General features: G+C 38.8%; 16 protein-coding genes. 9 read left to right on the forward strand and 7 right to left on the reverse strand.

Annotated elements, in window-relative coordinates; all coding sequences use genetic code 11:
• Positions 1 to 39: 39 nt before the first annotated feature.
• From TSP02S_RS05195 to TSP02S_RS05205, 3 genes are read left to right on the forward strand one after another with little or no spacing between them, the layout of a single operon-like run.
• On the forward strand, positions 40 to 930 hold the full coding sequence (locus TSP02S_RS05195; protein ID WP_041084110.1) for an ABC transporter substrate-binding protein: 891 nt from the start codon (positions 40 to 42) through the stop codon (positions 928 to 930).
• Positions 927 to 1,919 (forward strand): FecCD family ABC transporter permease, encoded by a 993-nt coding sequence (locus TSP02S_RS05200; RefSeq protein ID WP_070104617.1) that lies wholly within the window; start codon positions 927 to 929, stop codon positions 1,917 to 1,919. The genes TSP02S_RS05195 and TSP02S_RS05200 overlap by 4 nt, the downstream gene beginning before the upstream one ends.
• Positions 1,912 to 2,688: an ABC transporter ATP-binding protein gene (locus tag TSP02S_RS05205; protein WP_041082413.1), complete on the forward strand. Its 777-nt coding sequence runs from the start codon at positions 1,912 to 1,914 to the stop codon at positions 2,686 to 2,688. The genes TSP02S_RS05200 and TSP02S_RS05205 overlap by 8 nt, the downstream gene beginning before the upstream one ends.
• Here TSP02S_RS05205 and TSP02S_RS05210 read toward each other — a convergent pair.
• Positions 2,685 to 3,023, reverse strand: coding sequence for a hypothetical protein (locus tag TSP02S_RS05210; RefSeq protein ID WP_041082415.1), 339 nt, complete (start codon positions 3,021 to 3,023; stop codon positions 2,685 to 2,687). The genes TSP02S_RS05205 and TSP02S_RS05210 overlap by 4 nt on opposite strands.
• Before the next feature lie 110 nt (positions 3,024 to 3,133).
• Positions 3,134 to 4,060 carry an AfsR/SARP family transcriptional regulator gene (locus TSP02S_RS05215; protein ID WP_041082417.1) on the reverse strand — a complete coding sequence of 309 codons (927 nt, stop codon included), beginning with the start codon at positions 4,058 to 4,060 and terminating at the stop codon, positions 3,134 to 3,136.
• 185 nt (positions 4,061 to 4,245) lie between these two features.
• Between TSP02S_RS05215 and TSP02S_RS05220 the strand changes: the two genes are divergently transcribed.
• From TSP02S_RS05220 to TSP02S_RS05245, 6 genes are read left to right on the forward strand one after another with little or no spacing between them, the layout of a single operon-like run.
• Positions 4,246 to 6,168 carry a hypothetical protein gene (locus tag TSP02S_RS05220; protein WP_041082419.1) on the forward strand — a complete coding sequence of 641 codons (1,923 nt, stop codon included), beginning with the start codon at positions 4,246 to 4,248 and terminating at the stop codon, positions 6,166 to 6,168.
• Positions 6,165 to 7,247 carry a BMP family lipoprotein gene (locus tag TSP02S_RS05225; protein ID WP_041082421.1) on the forward strand — a complete coding sequence of 361 codons (1,083 nt, stop codon included), beginning with the start codon at positions 6,165 to 6,167 and terminating at the stop codon, positions 7,245 to 7,247. The genes TSP02S_RS05220 and TSP02S_RS05225 overlap by 4 nt, the downstream gene beginning before the upstream one ends.
• A gap of 46 nt (positions 7,248 to 7,293) precedes the next feature.
• Entirely contained in the window at positions 7,294 to 8,820 is a 1,527-nt protein-coding gene (locus tag TSP02S_RS05230; protein WP_041082423.1) for an ABC transporter ATP-binding protein, read from the forward strand.
• A 4-nt stretch (positions 8,821 to 8,824) separates the two neighbouring features.
• Positions 8,825 to 9,865 (forward strand): ABC transporter permease, encoded by a 1,041-nt coding sequence (locus TSP02S_RS05235; RefSeq protein ID WP_041082425.1) that lies wholly within the window; start codon positions 8,825 to 8,827, stop codon positions 9,863 to 9,865.
• Positions 9,862 to 10,815, forward strand: a complete 954-nt coding sequence (locus TSP02S_RS05240) for an ABC transporter permease (RefSeq protein ID WP_041082427.1) — start codon at positions 9,862 to 9,864, stop codon at positions 10,813 to 10,815. Before TSP02S_RS05235 ends, TSP02S_RS05240 begins: the two co-directional genes overlap by 4 nt.
• A 9-nt stretch (positions 10,816 to 10,824) precedes the next feature.
• Positions 10,825 to 11,379 carry a hypothetical protein gene (locus TSP02S_RS05245; protein ID WP_041082428.1) on the forward strand — a complete coding sequence of 185 codons (555 nt, stop codon included), beginning with the start codon at positions 10,825 to 10,827 and terminating at the stop codon, positions 11,377 to 11,379.
• On the opposite strand, the gene TSP02S_RS05250 is transcribed toward TSP02S_RS05245, so the two are convergent.
• The 5 genes from TSP02S_RS05250 to ftsZ form a co-directional block, all read right to left on the reverse strand.
• A complete protein-coding gene (locus tag TSP02S_RS05250) occupies positions 11,351 to 13,417 on the reverse strand; it encodes a cell division protein FtsA (RefSeq protein ID WP_041082430.1) in 2,067 nt (688 codons plus the stop codon). The two genes, TSP02S_RS05245 and TSP02S_RS05250, sit on opposite strands and share 29 nt — an antisense overlap.
• Before the next feature lie 2 nt (positions 13,418 to 13,419).
• Positions 13,420 to 15,774, reverse strand: coding sequence for an endonuclease MutS2 (locus TSP02S_RS05255; protein ID WP_332370270.1), 2,355 nt, complete (start codon positions 15,772 to 15,774; stop codon positions 13,420 to 13,422).
• A complete protein-coding gene (locus TSP02S_RS05260) occupies positions 15,771 to 16,775 on the reverse strand; it encodes a hypothetical protein (protein ID WP_144380727.1) in 1,005 nt (334 codons plus the stop codon). The genes TSP02S_RS05255 and TSP02S_RS05260 overlap by 4 nt, the downstream gene beginning before the upstream one ends.
• Before the next feature lie 188 nt (positions 16,776 to 16,963).
• On the reverse strand, positions 16,964 to 18,658 hold the full coding sequence (locus tag TSP02S_RS05265; protein WP_041082435.1) for a GspE/PulE family protein: 1,695 nt from the start codon (positions 18,656 to 18,658) through the stop codon (positions 16,964 to 16,966).
• The gene (gene ftsZ, locus TSP02S_RS05270; RefSeq protein ID WP_041082436.1) at positions 18,645 to 19,709 is read right to left on the reverse strand and encodes a cell division protein FtsZ; all 1,065 of its coding nucleotides are present in this window, start codon (positions 19,707 to 19,709) and stop codon (positions 18,645 to 18,647) included. Before ftsZ ends, TSP02S_RS05265 begins: the two co-directional genes overlap by 14 nt.
• Positions 19,710 to 19,712: the final 3 nt, after the last annotated feature.

Raw genomic sequence — 19,712 nt, forward strand, 5'->3', positions numbered from 1 at the left:
AGAAGGTGGTGAAAAATTTTGCAAGAAGGAGGTATCAAGATGAAAAGGATTCTTACGATCTTGATGGTTGTTCTTACCGTTTTGGCAATTTCCTACCCATTAACGATCTTTGATGATGCGGCTCGGGTTGTCACAATTACCAAGGAACCTCAGCGTATTGTCAGTGTTGCTCCGCTGGCGACAAAATATCTACAATATCTTGGAGTTGAAAACAAGGTAGTTGGAGTTACAGATTGGGATGATTTTGAAGCAGAAAAGATAGGAAATATGGTGCCTCTTAATGTTGAAAAGATACTAAGCCTGAAACCAGATATCGTCTTTGCGTCTGGAGGCTTTCAATTTCCCGAGATTGTCAAACTTGAAGAACAAAAAATAACCACAGTTGTCTTGAATCCAAATACAATTGAGCAGATACTCACCGATCTTGTCATGGTTGGTACGATAATGAACAAAACCATCGAAGCTAAGAAACTCGCAGATGAGTTGAAAAATTATTATCAGTCTGTTGCTAAGAAGGCATACAGTATTCCTTTTGAGAAGAGAGTGAAAGTAGTCTATTTATTAGACATACCCGGCCCTGAGGTTCGTGAAATTTGGACATGCGGTCAAGGCTCTTATTTAAATGAGATTATCACACTTGCTGGTGGTGTCAACATAGCAGCTGCTTATACAGGAGCCAACGGTTGGTTACCTGTTTCGATTGAGTTTATAGCCGCTCAAAACCCCGATGTACTTTTAGTAGCAAATTACGTTCCTGGTACAGAAGATCAAATCAAAGAAAAGCTAAAGCAACATTCTGCATTTAAGGATATCAAAGCTGTCAGAAACAACAAGATATACATCTACGATGGAAATCTTCTCTCATTGGCAGTACCACAGATAATAAATTTTGTAGAAAAATTCTACAACGACTTCTACGGGGGGAAATGAATTTGAAAAAATGGCGCTTTCTTTCGGTGGCTTTCTTGTTAATGGGCACCATTTTGATCTGTGTTGGTTTTGGTGGAACTAAAATACCATTCACTGAGGTTATGGGATCTATCTTTCTAAAAAAAAGTGATTGGCAGCACATTATTTGGAATATAAGATTGCCAAGAGTAGTCATGTCTGTTGTTGTTGGTGCCGGCTTGTCCACCGTTGGAAGCGTCTTCCAGGGACTTCTTAGAAATCCTCTTGTCGATCCGTACCTTCTTGGTGTCTCTTCAGGCGCCTCTTTTGGAGCTGTTCTCTCTTTGTTGTTAATGGATATCTTTGGTTTACATTTATTACATAGAATGTCTGTATTGAGTTTTGGTTTTGCTATTTTAGCAGCTTTCATGACCATCATTCTTTCCAGAAGAAACGGTGTGACACCCATAACAGAACTCATACTAAGTGGTGTATTGGTGAGTATTCTGTTCAGTTCAGCCACTGTTATGAGCATGATGCTCTTAAGGAAGAACATAACGCATGCTTATGTGTGGCTTTTTGGAACTTTATCAGGTATCAGTTGGAAAGATGTACCATTGCCTTTGCTGAGTGTTATTGGCTTTATTGTGATTTCTACGGGTTTATCACAGCAATTGAACGTCATATCTCTTGGTGAAAATCAAGCCAGGATTTCAGGGATCAACGTCGAATTTGTGAGAATATTTCTTTACTTGTTTGGTAGCTTCGTCACAGCAACGATTGTCTCGGTTTGTGGTGTTATAGGTTTTGTTGGACTGATAACACCTCATATGGCAAGGAGATTATTCGGCAATGACCACAAGATTTTAATAGTTTCAAGTGCTTTAATTGGTGGCATACTACTTTGCGTTTGTGATACCTTAGCAAGATCCATAATAAGACCTTCCGAGATACCAATTGGTGTTATAACGTCCTTTGTTGGTGCACCTATAATGTTTGTCCTCATGAAAAGAGGTGGCACCAATGTTTAAGATCGTTCTTGAGAATGTGAGATTTCGTTACAATTCCAAGAGTCAATTTGCGTTAGATGGAGTAGATCTTGAGATAAATGAAGGTGATTTTGTTGCATTGCTTGGTCCAAATGGATGCGGGAAGACAACTCTACTGAAGTTAATAGCAGGACTATTATCACCTTCAAGTGGTTTGGTAAAGATAGATGGTAAAGATCCAAGTAAATTGAAGAGAAAGCAATTGGCAAGAATGGTAGGACTTGTGACACAAGACTTTGCACCGGTATATAATTACACTGCAATTCAAATTGTTTTGACTGGAAGATTACCATATTCAAGAAGTTTTTTTTCAACATGGACAGAAAATGATGTTGAGATTGCCAAAAATTCATTGGTGAAAGTAGATAGTGCTGAATTTACAAATAGATTGTTCTACAGTCTCAGCACGGGTGAACAAAAAAGGGTGGCAATCGCCAGGATATTGGCGCAGGATACTCCTATTTTGCTGTTGGACGAACCGACGGCACATTTGGACCCGGGACATGTTGTAAAGATAAAGGAATTACTAAAGAATTTACATCAAGAAGGAAAAACTTTAATTGCGGCTTTTCATGATATAAATACGGCAACTGAACTGTGCAACAGATTGGTTTTGATGAAAGAAGGAAAAGTACTGTTTTGCGGTACACCCGAACAGGTGATTAACGTAAATAACCTTGAAACGATTTATGGTGTTCAAGTTTCGATAATCTCAGATCCGAAAACAAAGCGTCCTGTTGTCGTTTATTAGTATGTATCGGAATTAGTATACGGTAGCCCACCCAGCATCTCTCGCTGTATCTTTAGTGCCTTTTCAAGATCTATTTGATTCACAAGTTGTAAGCGAAGAAGAATCTTTCCTATAGTAGCTCTTGTGATCATACGTTTTTGAATGGCAAGGGCTTCATTTAGTTCATCTTGTGTGATCGCATCTAATTGAACCAGAATCTCACCCAAGCGCATTGGAGGATAAATTTGTATGACTTTACCACCGCATCGTTGACAGTTTTTATTTTTCTGATATTCTAATGGAGCCGCCGAATAAGTTATCTCCCCGCAGTTGAGACATTTGAATTTATAAGCCATCAAATCCCCACCTAAGAATTCAGAATAAAATATCAATCTCAAAGCGATTTTGACACATCATCCTGAAAATTCATTTAATAAATCCTGAAAATAGATTGAAAATATTTTTTCTAACGAGCTTTCCTCAGATATACTTTTATCCCGTCAACGCTACCATCCAAGATTGCTTCAATTCTCTGATAAATACCATTAGCAATTTTCTCGGCGACTCCATTAATCAATACACCTATCTTGTCTTCGGAAAGTATCTGTACCTGATCACTCTCTCTAATGACATGTTTCAACCTTTGTAATATTGCTTCCTTATCTCCTTTAATAATAGCTTCATAAAGTTGCGTCAATTCCTTCGATGGTTTTATTTGTAGCTCTTTATTCAGAATCTCAAAGAATTTTCTATAAGCCTTAACTGCTTCGGAGGAACAGCCCTTTTTCAAATACACCTTCATAAGCATAAGCGCTGCGGTTTCATTGAATGGGTCATTGTTCAGTGTGTTTTTAAGTGCTTCTATAGATTCTGTAAAAGCATTCTCATCCATGAATATTTGAGCTATGTCTATCAAAGCTTGTACATACAGATCTCTATAGTATTCCCGAAACTGAGCAGTCCAATCTTCGTAAAGATTTTCAACCAAGAAATCTCCTTTGTACAAAGCTATTGCGTTCTCAAGAATCGTTTTTTTCTTGGTAATATCCTGTGTTGATCTGGACAGTTGTATCAGATTTTCAAACTCGTCTGCGTCAACTTCTATTGTTTCAGCTGGGTCAAAGCAATAATTTCCATTTTGAAACGTGATAATGTCCTTGCCAAAGAATGCCCTTAGCATGTGAATTGTGCTCTGCAAATTCATTTTCGCGTATTTTTCTTCCATTTCTGCCCAGAAGATCTCACAGAGTATTTCACTTGGAATTTGTTTACGTCTAAATACAACAAAATATCCAAGCAAATCTCGAGCCTTGCGAGATCTGATTTTGTTCAGATTCAATACTTTGTTTTCAGAAACGATTGAAAAAACACCAAAAGTCGTGATTCTCAACACATCATCACTACCTAAAATTTTATTATATAATTAAATTGAATTAACTACTTAGATTATATCACATAAGTAAGAATTGTCAAAAAATTTTTGACACGTCATAATTAAGTTGAAATTCCTTACAGTTTGCACTTGTCAATGGGTTTCGTGTATGATACTTATGATATAACGAAACAAGGAGGTTTATCATGAGAAAGTATGTGTTTGTGTCTTTGGTATTATTAGTAGTTCAAATCTTCTCGCTTGATATGCAAAATTCCTTAGAGATTTATACGCAGTTGGTCAACCAGTACAACCAGAGAGATTTTTCCCATCCTTTTTTATCTCTTGTAGAAAGGGAACTGAACAATCTTTCTCTTTATAGATATTATAAGTTGTTGATATCAGGATCCACCGACAAACGAGAGGCAATGCCAGATGTCGGAGATTATCTGGGTTCAATCTATGATGTAGCTCAGGCTGATAATGAAGATGAGCAGCTTGCATTCAGTCTTTTTCTTTCTTATCTTGTGGCACGTATGAATAGAACCAATCTAACCACAGATATCGTCATGAAGAACAATGGTTTCGTAAAATTTTTCAGCACATATAGAGACTCCTTAACCAAGGAAGCAAGGACGTTTTTCGCGTGGGTTATAAGTTATCAAGTAGGACTTTGTGAAGAAAAACCACCTGTTGAAGTAGAAAAAATAGTGCAGTTAGAAACTGATTACACCTTTCAGCCACCATCAAACTTACAGCATCTGAGTGACTTGAGCTTATTTTATTCTGATTCATCTGTTCAACAAACACTCAAAGAAGCTGTGCAAAGAGTTATTGATAATATAACAAAAGACCCGACCCGTGCAATGACACATATCAACAGAGAAGCGTCTTTTGTGGCTCGAGATATTTCAAAACCCGTTACGACCTTTCAGGCTCATATAGCGGAAAGAGTAATCAATATTACCCCCAAAGATATGAACCTTTGGTGGATGAGATTTGTTGTCTATATTTTATCAATAGTAATCACTCTAAAACATAGAAAATTACTGATGATCATCCTCTCTCTTGTGGCAAGTTTTGAGATCTTCTACCTTATGTACTTTTTTAACTTCCTCTCCACAACCGAATCGTTACTCTATGGACTTTTCGTGGTTATAGGATTCTTATTCGCATTTTTCTTGCTAATGAGAGATAGTTTGAAGAAAAGAAGATTTTTGGAATTGGTAGTTTTATGTGTAATTGTCATAAGCTTTTTTGTTCCGTTCGTATTCAACTGTAGTACTCTCTCGATGGATAATTTTGATCAACTGAAAGAATCTGTATACTACAGCACGCTCAAAAGAGAGCTTTTTCAAGATGAACTTTCAAAACTTTCTTACTATGTTCGTTCGATGTCTTCAACACTTTATGTAAGCATGGATGAAACAAAAAAGGTAATAACAGAGTTTGTAGATGTACTGAGTAAGGCTCATGAGAAAAAGGCTGTAGAGGAAATAACCATTGTGCCGGAATATGTTGGTTTTTCATCTTCATTTGACTTTTTCAGTGGTGATAATTTTGATCAGAGAATAGCGCTATTTTCTGGATCATCTAAAAACCTTCAATCATACCTTCTTGATGAAAAAAGCAGAAAGTCGAGTTTTGGATCTGTGTACGAGAGGTTCTCAAATTATGTAAGAAAAATCATGATGTTTTCAACAGGGTATCTGAGAGAAGATTTTTCAGCATATCTAAGAGATTTATTTACAATCAAGTACCCCATCTTGTCAAGTTTGTTGACAAAAATTCCATTTGATGTGTACAGCAAAATGGAGAGTATGAAACCAGATATACCAGTTAGTAAAGAGAAGACATCAGTATCGATAATGTTGAGTATCATGGTTGTGTTCATGTGTATGATATTTTTGAATAGTAAAACATCAATACTACCATCGATAATCTTGGCGGGTTCTGCAATTTTTAAGTGGTTATCGATGAAAGATCTTGAAATCTTCGTTGAGCAAGGTATACCAACTTTAAAGGTCAATGTATCAGGTTGGGTTAATCCTGGTATATTTATTATTGCAGTAACACTGGTTTTTTTCAATTTGTATAAACTTCTAAGAAAGGGGGAGAAAGTTTTATGAGAAAGGTCTTAGTAGCAATTTTGTTGACGGCGGCAGTAGTTTTCGCGTTGGGTTTCAAGGTGATCATGGTTACTGACGTTGGCGGTTTAGGTGATAAGTCCTTCAACGATGGTACTTGGGAAGGTGCATTGAGAGCAGCAAAAGAAATCGGAGCAGAGGCTCAGGTTATTCAATCCTATGAACAGGCTGACTACATTCCCAACCTTACAAAGGCAGCTCAACAAGCTGATGTGGTTTTTGCGGTTGGTTTCATGATGACAGATGCCCTTTTCAAAGTTGCTAAACAGTTCCCCAACACATATTTTGTCGGAATAGATATTACACCACCTGAAGGGCAAACATTACCGAATGTCGTTTGCTATATCTTCAAAGAGGAACAAGCCGGATTTTATGCTGGATACATTGGTGCTGCGATGACTACAACGGGCAAGATAGGTTTCATTGGCGGTATTCCTATTCCACCAGTTGAGAGATTCCGCTATGGTTTTGAAGCCGGTGCGAAGATTTATTCTACTCTACACAAAAAGAAGGTAGAAGTGCTCAAAGGATACACCAATGATTTTGAGGATCCAAAAAAGGGTAAAGATCTCACATTGGCTCAATATGCACAGGGTGCAGATATAGTTTTCTTGGCAGCAGGTGCTTGTGGTAATGGTGGAATAGAAGCTGCAAAAGAGAAAATGGTTGCTCTTGTTGGTTCAGACAAGCTTGTAGACATAATCGATTACTACATGAAAAACAAAAAAGGTTATTTTGCAATCGGTGTCGATGTTGACCAGGATTACATGGCTCCTGGTGTTGTGTTGTGCAGTGCGACGAAAGGTATATCTTCAGCGGCATATTATGGTGTGAAAGCAGCTTGGGAAGGAACCTTTGAAGGCGGCTTGAAAGTATTAGGCATAAAAGAAAATGGTGCAGGTGCAAGTCCGATGAAATACACCAAAGGTATGATACCCAATTCAGTTATAGCTGAGCTTGAGTATTTGGCAAAGTTGATTAAAGATGGAAAACTTGTGATACCAGATACAGAAGATGGGTTAAAGGCTTTCCAAGTTCCTTCGATAACTTTTCCATTTTGAGACTTAAAGGGGGCTTTGTGCCCCCTTTGAATTTGGAGGATTTGTTGTGGAAAAGGCTGTAGAGATAATTCAAATCGTTAAACAATTTCCCGGAGTGCTTGCTAATGATCATGTTGATCTGACAGTATTCAAAGGCGAGATACACTCAATAGTCGGTGAAAATGGCGCTGGTAAGACGACTTTGATGAATCAACTTTATGGTTTGTTGAAGCCTGATTCTGGTGAAATAAGAATATTCGGAGAGAAAGTGAATTTCAAAGGACCTCGTGACGCGATAGCAAAAGGAATAGGTATGGTGCATCAGCACTTCATGTTGGTAAACAATCTCACCGTTGCTGAGAATGTTGTCCTCGGCTCTGAAACAGTTAAGGGGATTATCTTTGACTTGAAAGAAGCTCAAAAGAGAGTTGAGCAATTGTCAAAATCTTATGGTTTGCAGATTGATCCAGTAGCGAAAATAGAAGATCTACCTGTTGGTATGCAGCAGCGTGTTGAAATTATCAAGACATTGTATAGAGGTGCTGAAATTCTTATATTAGACGAACCAACAGCTGTTCTCACGCCACAAGAAACTCAAGAACTTTTTTCAATTCTGAGAAAGCTCAAAGAAGATGGGAAAACTATAATATTCATTTCACATAAATTGAATGAAGTTATGGATATAAGTGACAGGATAACTGTCATGAGACAGGGTAAAGTAACAGGTGTTCTGAACAAAAACGAGACGAATGTAAGAGAAATAGCAAGACTCATGGTGGGGAGAGAAATAGTTTTTACCGTCCAGAAATCCCCCGCAAAATCATCTGATGTTGTACTCAGAGTTGAGAATCTTTGGGTAAAAGATTATAGAAAACTCGATGCTGTAAAGGGAGTTACTTTTCAGGTTAAGAAAGGTGAAATATATGGAATAGCCGGTGTGGCTGGAAATGGACAATCTGAATTGATCGAAGCCCTGACGGGTTTAAGAAAACCAGAGAAAGGTAAAGTATTTTTACTGAACGAAGATGTAACTGGGAAAACAGTGAGAGAACTCCGCGAAAGAGGTATGACACATATTCCTGAAGACAGACATAAATATGGTTTGATCCTTCAATATCCGGCTTACTATAACATGATCTTGGGTAGACATTATATGCCACCTTTTGCAAGAGGTGATTTTCTGGACCACAAGAAAATTCAAGAATTCACTTCGCAAGTTTTTACGCAATTTGATGTGAGACCTAATAATATCAAAATGTTGGGAATGAATTTTTCTGGGGGAAATCAGCAAAAACTGGTTGTAGCTCGTGAAATGAGTGCAAAACCAAAACTGATAGTTGTCTCCCAGCCAACCCGTGGCTTAGATGTTGGAGCAACAGAATTCATACACAAAGCTCTGATAGAGTTACGAGATACTGGTGTTGCTGTACTTCTCATCTCTATGGAGTTAGATGAGATAATGTCTCTCAGTGACAGAGTAGCTGTTATGTACAATGGAGAGATCATGGGAGAGGTCGATCCTCAACAGGTAACTATTGAAGAAATAGGATTAATGATGGCTGGTCACAAACTCGAGGAACTCAGGAGGGTGTAGAATATTGAACAGTAAAGTTTGGGCTTTCGTGGTACCAATTGTCTCGGTGATAATAGCATTGTTGATATCTTCTGTTGTAATTCTTCTAATCGGTCAAAATCCAATCGTTGCTTATACTGCTCTCTTTAAAGGGGCTTTCGGATCGAAATTGGCAATAGCTTCGGTAATAATCAAAACTACACCTTTGATTCTGACAGGTCTTGCGGTTGGTTTTGGGTTCAGGGCAGGACTTTTCAACATAGGTGCTGAAGGCCAAATGGTCATAGGAGCAATGGTGGCAACGGCTTTTGCAATAAATGTAGCTTGGATGCCAGCAGTTTTTGCGATTCCTCTCACGATGGTTGTGGGAATGGTTGCTGGAGCTGGTTACGCAGCTATCTCAGGGTTTTTGAAGGCAAAAACTGGTGCACATGAAGTTGTTACAACGATAATGCTGAACTGGATAGCTGAATATCTGTCGAGTTATGTTGTAACAGTTCCCATGGGAGTTGGTTTTGGAACTCCGAAAAGCCCGGAAATAGCCAGTTCGGCAAAGCTTCCACCATTGATGACTGTACAAGCAACGGAATTGACGTCTGGAATAATCGTTGCCGTTATTGCGGCGATAGTAATTTACATAGTACTTGAAAAAACAACCAAAGGTTATGAGCTCAAAGGAACAGGCTTTAATCCGTATGCGGCTGAATATGGTGGAGTTAAGATATCGCAAAATGTCGTACTTGCAATGGCAATAAGCGGAGCTCTCGCGGGTCTTGCAGGTACTTTAGAAGTCATGGGAGTTCATCATAGATTTCTTGGAACACTATCAGGCGGCAAAGGATTCGACGGGATCTCGATTGCATTGATAGGCCAGAATAATCCAATAGGAATAATCTTTGCTGCTCTTTTAATGGGATCTTTAAGGACCGGGTCAAATGAGATGCAATTTGCTGGAGTCCCAAAACATATAATTCTAATCGTGCAAGCAGTCATCATCTTCTTGGTTGCAGCAGATAGAATTGTGAGAACAATGTTAATAAGAAAGAAGAAGGTGAAACCCTCATGAGAATTCTCACTGCAATTTGGGAGATTTTCACAAATCCAGCTTTTTACAAGTTGACTCTAACAGCCGCGACGCCTTTTATTTTTGCTTCACTTGGTGGTGTTTTTAGTGAAATAACAGGTGTTGTAAATATAGCCCTTGAAGGAATCATGCTCATGGGAGCTTTTGTATCAATCGTTTTTACCGCAGTCACGGGAAATCCATGGATTGGTGTCTTGTTTGCCATGTTTGTTGGACTTGGTATGGCTTGGTTGCACGCTTGGGCGAGTATAAAATGGAGGGGAAATCAAATTGTTTCAGGCACTGCATTGATACTCCTTGCCCAGGGTGTCACAGGTTTTCTCATGGAACCTATTTTTGGCAGACCGGGGCAGACCGATATCGTGGGTAAAATCCCCGAATTACGCATACCTTTATTTATGAAAAACAGCTTTCTTGCCCAGTCAATTGGTGAACTCAGTCCAATGATATATATCGCCTTTGGTTGTGTTGCACTTGCTTGGTTTATCATATACAAAACGAAACTTGGTTTGAGGATGAGAGCAGTTGGCGAAAATCCAGAAGCAGCCGATACGCTTGGCGTGAATGTCTATATGATAAGGTATTTTGGTGTTCTAATGAGTGGCATAATGGCGTCTCTCGGTGGGGCTTTTTTGAGTGTGGGAGAAGTTGGCAATTTTAGAGAATTGATGACGGGTGGACGTGGATTCATAGCTTTGGCTGCTATGATATTGGGAAATTGGAACCCCATAGGAGCGATGTGGGCGAGTTTACTCTTCGGATTTTCTGAGGCATTTGCCAATCAGTTACAGAGTAGTCCAATACTACACGTGGCTTCCTCAAGTAAACCTTTGTTCAATATGTTTCCATTTATTGTCACATTGATTGTCATAGCTGGATTCATTGGAAAGACTCGATCCCCAGCAGCAGATGGTGTACCTTACGAGAAATGAGGTGATGATGTGAAAAAATCTTTAGTTTTATTGGTGATGTTTTTTGCCTGCTCGATTTTCGCAACAGATTGGATTGTTGGTGGTGGTATGGTTTTTTTGGATATCACTGGATGGAATCTGTCGACAGGTTTGATAGATAATTCTTATTCAATAGAGGCTGGATTTGATTTCGATCTCGGTAGAACTATAGAAGGTAGTGCCACAAATTTGTATAATCTGGAGTTATTGGGAAAAGTACCATTGTATAAAATTGAAAACATGACCTTTGGACCTTCCATTGCAATGATTTATGGAAATTTTCCAACTGATTCTTCCACTGACACGAGTTGGAAATTTACTTTTTCCGCCGGAGTCTTTGGTGAGCTTGAGTTTGGGAACCTTCTTTTTTCTTTTGGATTTTTGTACCCATTTGGCAATGACTTTGATTTAATAAAGTCGATTTATGCCTCTGCAAGGTTTTTTATAAATCCTTCAGACAGAAAATTTGTCGATAAACTCTTTTTGGGTTTAGATCTTTTGAGTGGCAGAATGAGACTTATGATTGGGTTGGTTGAGCCTTTCTGAATACTTCAAATCGGATCTTGTCATTTTGATTGATTTTTGCTGCAAAATTAACAGGTCTTTCATTCAGAAAGATCTTATAGTCTATGATGCCATCTGTCTTCAAATTAACCTTTGCGAGAACATCTGCGATAATTGGTTGCCATGTTGAATATTCTATTGACATTCCTTCCAATAGTTCCGATTCTGTAGATAAATACTCACCGTTTACCATAACAACGTTGTTCATTTGGGATATAATAACTTCTTCGTCGTTGAAAAAGACCTTTATTGGTTCAGATTTTGGCAAAACATCCTTTATTTTCGTTTTTCGTGTCTTGAAGATGTATCTTTCTTCTTTTTCATCTTTATCCTGAATCTCAACCAATTCACAGAACACCTTTTGAGCCGTTCTGCTTTCACCATTGATTGAGTAATTAACAATGCCAAACTTTTCGTTGATTGCCTTTTTGATTTCCTCAGCGTTGGGATATTGGATTAATACTTTATCACCATCTTTAATGGGATGATCTAAGTCTTCTACTAATTCATTGTTGATAAAGATTTTTGGCCAAAACCTTGTAAATTCCTGCTGATCGACTTCAACAATTATCTGTTTCACAAAACCTTCGATCTTTGGTTCTGTTGATTTTTCAATCTTATTGTATTCAACAACTATCTCATCACCACTTCTGATTGTGGTATGTAACGGTACCTCTGTACCATTCAATAGAACTTTCATACCACCAGAGATCTTACCTGGTATTGTACGAATCTCACTATTGAGTTCAAAAGTGATTGTAGGCTGTGGCGTACCAAAGATTTCTGTGAATTTAAAACCTTTTTGAACCAAGAGTTGTAAGATGCTTTGGTTCTGACCAATTTTGATTAATCTTATTTTCTCGCCATTTAAACTCACAGTATCGTATATGCTACCAGAGTTATACGCACTTACATAAGCTATTCCTGCAAGGGTAACATACTCGCTGCCCTTGAAATCTTGTCGCAGGCTTTTCACTTTCTGTAATTCCTCAACAGTTCTCAGAGCAACCCGCTCTATTGGCAGATCAAGCGCATGCGCCAATCCATTTTGAAGGTATCTCAGCTTTGCTCCTCCACCAATGAGAAACAGAGCACTTGGTCTGGCAAGGTTCAGTTGTTTAATTTTCTCAGCAATACTTTTTGCAATCATTTCAACGGTGGGTGAAATCGCCTTCACGACAGAAGATCCGTTGATAACAATCTTGTTGCCGGTCACATCTATTGCCTCAAAAGACGTGTTATCATTAATTGTTCTTTTTAATTTCTCAGCTGAGAGAAAATCGAGTAAAAAAGATTGAGCTATAACTTCTGTAACTTCATCTCCAGCCATTGGGACCATGTCATATCCGACTATAGTTCCACCTTTTGCTATTGCGATGTCGCTTGTTCCAGCACCGATATCAATTAATGCGATATTCAATATTCTCAAATCCTCAGGCACGGCTATTTCCAGAGCTGCCATAGGTTCGAGTGTTAAAAAACATGGTCTTAAACCAGCTCTACGCAGTGCAATGATCATTGCATCAACAACTTGTACCGGCAAGAGTGCTGCAACAACACGAACGTAAAGTTTTTTCCCTCTGTGACCGATTAAATTCTTAATCCAAAAACCATCAAGGCGATATTCTATCACCGAATATCCAACACAGTACAGCTCAGAACCACTATCATCATTTTGTGGAATTTGAGATATTGCCTTCATTTCAAGTTGCTTCACTGTGTTTTCATCGATTAGATCACCTGAGAAATCTTGTTCTGCTTCAAGAACTACTGTCTTGAGAAATCTTCCAGCTACAGCAACGGCAACTTCTTCGAGTTTCACTTCGTTTCTTTCCTCGAGTCTTTTCTTAACAGCCTCAATGACCATTGCCGTACCCTTTATATCATGAATCTGCCCATCGAGCATATTTCGAGTAGGGTGTTCAATTGTTTCGAAATCCACGACATTGAGTACATCGTTTTCAATATAACCAATCAACCCTGCAACTTTTCTTGTTCCCACATCAAGTGCGAAAATCAAATCTACACCTCCACTACAGTTACTCCTGTGCCACCTTCACCTGGAGTACCAAACCGGTACTTCTTCACCCTACCATCACGTCTGAGTATTTCCCATATTCCAACGGCAAGCCTACCCGTCCCTTTCCCATGAATCACGTAACCTGTTTTGAAATCCGATAGGATCAACTTATCAATGAAGTCTTCTATCACCGGCTCAGCCTCATCTACTGTCAAGCCTCGCACATCTATTTCAGGTTTGCCCAAGTTGTTATAGGTACTTTGAAAATTTGATATTGGCTGTTCTCTAATTTCTAAAGGAGTTTTTAGCAAACTGTTAGGACGAGCCTCTATTCTTATGCCGTTGAAATCTACTATGAATTTTTCACCTTTCATACCAATAATTCTACCTACAGCTTCACCGTTTCTCAGTCGTACGGTATCTCCTATTGATAGTGATTGGTTTTGTGGAATTTGAATTTGATCTTTTATATTTTCAAACTCTCTAACGGTTTTTGACTGTTGCTCAAAGATTCTGGCTGCTGCCCTAAGGGTTTCAAGGTCTTGATTTTTCTTTTTCACATTGTTGATAGTTTCGTCGATTTGTTTTTTCATTTCTCTTATGTGGTCATATGTTTTTTTGAGTTCTTCATCGAGTTCTTCTATTCTTTTCTTTTTGAGTTCTTCGTATTTTGCTTCATATTCAGCTCTCAACTTCTCTAATCTCATTTTTTCGTTTTCTATTTCTTGTATCTTCTCACGGAGAATTACGGTCTGTTCTTGATACTTTTCAATAGTTTTTTCAACATTCATGTATTCCTGTCCAATGAATTTTTGAGCTTCTTGCAAAACAGTCTCATCGAGTCCAAGTCTTCTGGCGATCTCAAAAGCGTGTGAAGCACCAGGGACACCCATTAAAATGCGAAAAGTAGGTTCGAGAGTCTGTGGGTCGAATTCAACAGAAGCGCTAACAAGTTTTTCATCACTTGCCGCATAGATTTTAATAGGTGTCAAATGAGTCGTTATGATGAATCTACAACCAGATTCTTTGAGTTTTTGTATCACTGCAAGTCCCAGAGCCGCTCCTTCTATTGGATCAGTACCCGAACCAAGTTCATCGAGTAAGACAAGTGTTTTTGAGTCAGCTAATTCCAGCGCCTTGATAACGTTCACTATGTGAGACGAGAAGGTGCTCAAACTCTGTTTAATATCCTGTTCATCTCCTACGTCAACTACGATCTTCGAGAATATGGGAAGTTTGGAATTCTCATCACATGGTAAAGGAAAACCTGCCATCATCATGGAGCAGAAAAGTCCTGTTGTTTTCAATGAAACGGTTTTACCACCAGTATTTGGTCCAGTTAATACCAAACCACATTTTTGAGTTGGAAGGACTATATCAACCGGCACTACCTTTTGTCTGTCGATCAGTGGATGTCGAGCTGCGATGAGTTTTATCTCCAATTCTTGTGAAGGATATATCACATGTGCATTGTACTGACATGCAAAAACAGCTCTTGCATACAAACTGTCCAAATGCGCTAAAGTGAGTACGTCTTGTTCTATCTTTTCTATATGTTCAAGTATTTTGAAAGTGAAACTTCTCAAGATTTTATTAATTTCTTCTTGTTCTTTTTCTCTGATTTCTCTTAAGTCGTTGTTGAGAGAAACGAATTCTTCGGGTTCAACAAAATAAGTTGCCGCGGAAGAGGAGATCGAGTGAACAATACCCTTGATTTGAGATTTGTGCGTTGCCTTCACAGGAAAAACATGTCTACCATCCCTCAGAGTTGCAATAGGTTCCTGCAAGTATATTCTGTTTGTATTGACAAAATTTTCCACTCTTTTTCGCATTTGTTCTAACATTTGTCTGTATTCAATCCTCAATTGTCTTAATCTCTCTGATGCACCATCTCTTACTGAGCCATCTTCTCCTATACACCTGTTTATTTCTGAGATTATTTCGTCGTATGTCCCTAAAGATTTTGTGAGTTCTTTTATAAATGGGCTTTCTTCAAGATTTGCAATATTTTTCTTCACTATCTTGATAGTCAAAAGAGCACCTGAGACTCTGAGTAATTCTTCGCCATCAAGGACCTGCGCTTCTTTCACTTTATTGAGCGTCTCATGAATGTCTATGGTGGCGAAATTTGATGGAAGTATTTGCTGTTCACTCTTAACTAACCTGATCATTTCGTCAACCATCTTTAGTTCTGAGTAAGGATTATCGGTGGGCCTTAAATCTGTAAGGAACCTTCTCCCAGCTTCGCTGAGAACAAATTTTTCTATCAAATTGACTACTCTGTAAAAATCGAGCTTTTCAAGACTATGGATTTCTATTTTAAAAGCACCTCCGTCACCATTTCGATCATCTATTATTCTACAACCTGTATAGAACTTTCAAAATATTTTGAATCTGAACCGCAAGTCACCTTGGTTGTGAGTTTGTAGACCCCAGGCCTTGTTATTGCCGGGGTGTTCCACGGTAAAAACCTGAAAATCTCGTATTGTGAATAAGGTTCAAGCCAAACCCTTACTGAACGTCTTTGGTAACCCAATGAAGATGGGGGTAAGTTTACATCAACTTCGTCCAGCATGAGAAAGAGATCTTTGTTCGTCGTGTTCTGCAAATAAACAGAAAAGGCCACTTGCTCTCGTACATTAATTTGTTTTGGAGCATCGGAATAAATCTTTATTTTCTTCAGGTCTTTTTCATAGTCACGCACACATACTACAGGTAGTGAGACAGAAGTGAGAGAACCATTTACAAGACATTGAGTTGTGAGTACATATTTTCCGTCGTGATCGAAAGAAAATTCCTGCTCCAGGACTTTTATATCTCTTCCAATGCCAACTTCAGGCCACTTGGATTGAATCGGAAATTCCCTTTGCCATATGATCTGATTATCTTCTTTCAGCGACAACTTTACATATTCAACTTGTAAATCTCTCACGGCGGCTGTGTTGTTCACTATGTATATTGAACTCTTCATACTCTCACCAACCAAATAAAAATCGAGTAATCCTTCAACCAAAATTTGATATTTTTCCACACTTGTAAAAGACTTTTGGGCAAAAACCTCTTGATCATTCACTTTTGCTTTTGCTATCACTTTATACTCTCCTGAACGAAGCGAATTGAGTTCAGTTTCTCTCCTAAGATCAAATAACAGACGACTCGCAAGGGCATCCAATGTTGTTTTTACACTATCTTTTTGAGAAAAATTGTACACAGAACCTTCGTTATTCAGAATTTGTAGAGTAAAGTTTGAAATCACAACTTCTCTTGATTTATTTTGATTGTTATAAAGTCTTATCTTCACATCAAGTGGAGTACCAGAGATATATGGAGTTTCAACTTGGATGATAAGCTGATTCACATCAGCTTTCTGTGAAGGAAATTGGCTATAATACATCCTAAGACCAAAAAAGAATATTAACACAATCACTATATTCAAAATAAGAAAATATATTCCCTTTCTTCTATATTCACGTGTTTTTTCTTTCTCGCGTTGCAGAAACTGTTGTTCTTTTTTTTTCCACTCCTCCGGATCTTTCGAGAGATATCTCATATACCCACAGTCACCCTGAGAACTTCATCAAACGAAGTAATTCCCTTGAGCACCTTCTCAAATCCGTCTATAAACATCGGTCGCATACCTTTTTGCAAGGCTAAGTCATAGATTTCTCTTTCACCACCACCCGAGACAATTGAATCCTTCACATCTCTTGTGATAATAAGTACCTCTCCAATTGCGACGCGGCCTTTATAACCACTGCCACCACATTCAGGGCAACCGCTACCTGCCGCGTACTCAACGGGTTCAATTTCTGGAAAGGCTGCCTTCCACATTTCCAAATACTCTTTTCTCAATTCTGTCTTCACCCTACAGTTTTCACATAACTTCCTGACCAGTCGTTGGCTTATAACACCAATGAGTGATGTACTGATCATATGTCTATCTATTCCCATGTTCACCATTCTATCTATTGCGGCCGCAGCACTATTAGTATGCAGAGTACTCAATACCAAATGCCCAGTCAAAGATGCTTCAATGGCAAGATTTGCTGTTTCTTTGTCTCTCATTTCTCCAATCATTATTATGTCTGGATCTTGTCTCAAGAACGACCTCAGATATCGCGCAAAGGTTAGACCAATTTCAGGGTTGACTTGGCACTGTGTGACCCCATCTATTGTGTATTCCACAGGATCTTCTGCCGTTATTATATTGAGAGTTATATCCTTGAGCTTGTTTATCATTGCAACAAGTGTAGTAGATTTTCCACTACCTGTTGGTCCCGTTATAAGAATTATTCCATTTGGTCTTCTCAATAAATCTGATATTCTCTTGTAATTGAATTCACTAAAACCAAGTTCTTCCAACTGTTTATATGCACCAGAAACTTTGAGTATTCTCATTACTACTTTTTCACCGTGCACCGATGGCATCGTAGAAACGCGAAAATCGTATTGTTCACCCTGTATGTTCATATAAAACTTTCCATCTTGTGGTAATCTCTTTTCCGATATATCAAGCCCAGACATGATCTTTATTCTTGTCACAACTGCACTATGCTGTACTTTGGAGTAATCTGTGATCTTTCTGAGTAGTCCATCAACACGGTAACGTATACGCACGTAATTTCTGAATGGTTCGATGTGTATATCACTTGCTTCCATTTGAACAGCTCTTTGAATAATCGCATTGACCATTCTCACAACAGGTGCCTCTACCTCAGCAAGTGTTTCCTCAACTTCTTCTTCAGTAACAGGTTCGATTTGTTCTACAGGCATTTCTTCCGCCAAAGCCATAGGAGCACCTTGAATGTGCTGAGCATACATGAGTGAAAAAATCGTTGGTGTCACAAGATAAACAACGGGATCTTTACCAGTGAGAAACTTAATTTCACTTGTTATACGCGACAAATTATAAACGCTATCTGTTATAACGACCAACTTATCACTTTGCTTATCAACTGGTATGACTCTCAACTCTTCTATCATTGCTCTCGGTATACTTCTAAGTATCTCGACTGGAATTGTTTTTGGGGGATCTCTCAAAACAGGGACATTGTATTGTTCACTCAGAGCGTCGGTAATTTGCTCCCAACTTATTAGACCCATGTCAACCAATATTTCACCGAGAGCTTTTCTATTCTTGCGCTGTTCTTCTAAAGCTCTTGACAATTCTTCTTGTGTTACTAAACCTTTTTCAATCAGAATCTCACCAAGTCTTTTATACCGTGGTTTATCCAGAGGCATTCAGATCCTCCAAACCCATTCTATAGACGGCAGGTATCTCACTTTCGGGGAACAAATAACTGTCTTCTTCATCAAATCCCGTGGCTATGAGTGTTACTCTCATTTCATCCTGTGCTAACTCATCGTCGATTATAAGACCGAATTTTACGTCTGCGTCTTCACTACAACTCTGACGTATAATGGCTGCAGCGGCATGCATCTCACGAAGTTGAACAGTTTTTGGAGCAGAGATATTCAGAATAATCGCTCCGGCATTTTCCACCGGTCGATCCATCAGCTTACTTTCCATAGCTCTTCTTGCAGCTTCCACGGCTCGGTTAGGTCCTTTACCGATACCAATACCAAGCATTGCGGCTCCCGCATCTCTCATGACCGATTCGACATCTGCAAAATCAAGGTTGATATATCCTCTTTTCGTAATTAACTCTGAAATACCCTTGACACCTTGATGAAGAGTTTCATCGGCTTTTAAAAAGGCATTTACAACGGTCACGTCTGAAGGTAATTCTTCCAACAACTTATTATTCGAAATTCTGATTAGAGTATCGACACTCTTCCTGAGTCTCTTCAGACCTTCTATTGCCGCGGACCATCGTTCTTTCCCTTCAAAATAAAATGGTGTTGTGATCACTGCAACGGTGAGAATCCCCATACTCTTCGCAATCTCAGCTATCACAGGTGTTGCACCAGTTCCTGTGCCTCCACCAAAGCCGGCTGTTATGAACAGCATATCGGTATCCTGCAACATCTGTTCAAGTTCTTCACGACTTTCCTGTGCTGCTTCTTCACCAGTTCTTGGGTCCCCACCTGCCCCTAATCCTCTGGTTCTCTTCTCGCCAATTTGTATCTTGATATCTGCTTTATTTTCTTCTAAAACCTGGACATCCGTGTTCACAGAAATAAAAGTGACATCTCTTATACCAATTTCAACCATCCTATTTATAGCGTTATTACCAGCTCCTCCCACTCCGACGACTTTTATCACTGGAACTCTTTTCTTTGTAAACTTATCCGCGTTGTTTACCTTCGATTTACCAAGCTCAAAAGCCATATA

The organism is Thermotoga profunda AZM34c06, from assembly GCF_000828675.1.
GTDB classification, from domain to species: Bacteria; Thermotogota; Thermotogae; order Thermotogales; family DSM-5069; genus Pseudothermotoga_B; species Pseudothermotoga_B profunda.

What these genes read in the sequence shown, in the direction of transcription:
- TSP02S_RS05195 (WP_041084110.1), top strand. Translation starts at nt 40, where the DNA reads ATGAAAAGGATTCTTACGATCTTGATGGTTGTTCTTACCGTTTTGGCA.
- TSP02S_RS05200 (WP_070104617.1), top strand. Translation starts at nt 927, where the DNA reads ATGAATTTGAAAAAATGGCGCTTTCTTTCGGTGGCTTTCTTGTTAATG.
- TSP02S_RS05205 (WP_041082413.1), top strand. Translation starts at nt 1,912, where the DNA reads ATGTTTAAGATCGTTCTTGAGAATGTGAGATTTCGTTACAATTCCAAG.
- TSP02S_RS05210 (WP_041082415.1), bottom strand. Translation starts at nt 3,023, where the DNA reads ATGGCTTATAAATTCAAATGTCTCAACTGCGGGGAGATAACTTATTCG.
- TSP02S_RS05220 (WP_041082419.1), top strand. Translation starts at nt 4,246, where the DNA reads ATGAGAAAGTATGTGTTTGTGTCTTTGGTATTATTAGTAGTTCAAATC.
- TSP02S_RS05225 (WP_041082421.1), top strand. Translation starts at nt 6,165, where the DNA reads ATGAGAAAGGTCTTAGTAGCAATTTTGTTGACGGCGGCAGTAGTTTTC.
- TSP02S_RS05240 (WP_041082427.1), top strand. Translation starts at nt 9,862, where the DNA reads ATGAGAATTCTCACTGCAATTTGGGAGATTTTCACAAATCCAGCTTTT.
- TSP02S_RS05265 (WP_041082435.1), bottom strand. Translation starts at nt 18,658, where the DNA reads ATGCCTCTGGATAAACCACGGTATAAAAGACTTGGTGAGATTCTGATT.
- ftsZ (WP_041082436.1), bottom strand. Translation starts at nt 19,709, where the DNA reads ATGGCTTTTGAGCTTGGTAAATCGAAGGTAAACAACGCGGATAAGTTT.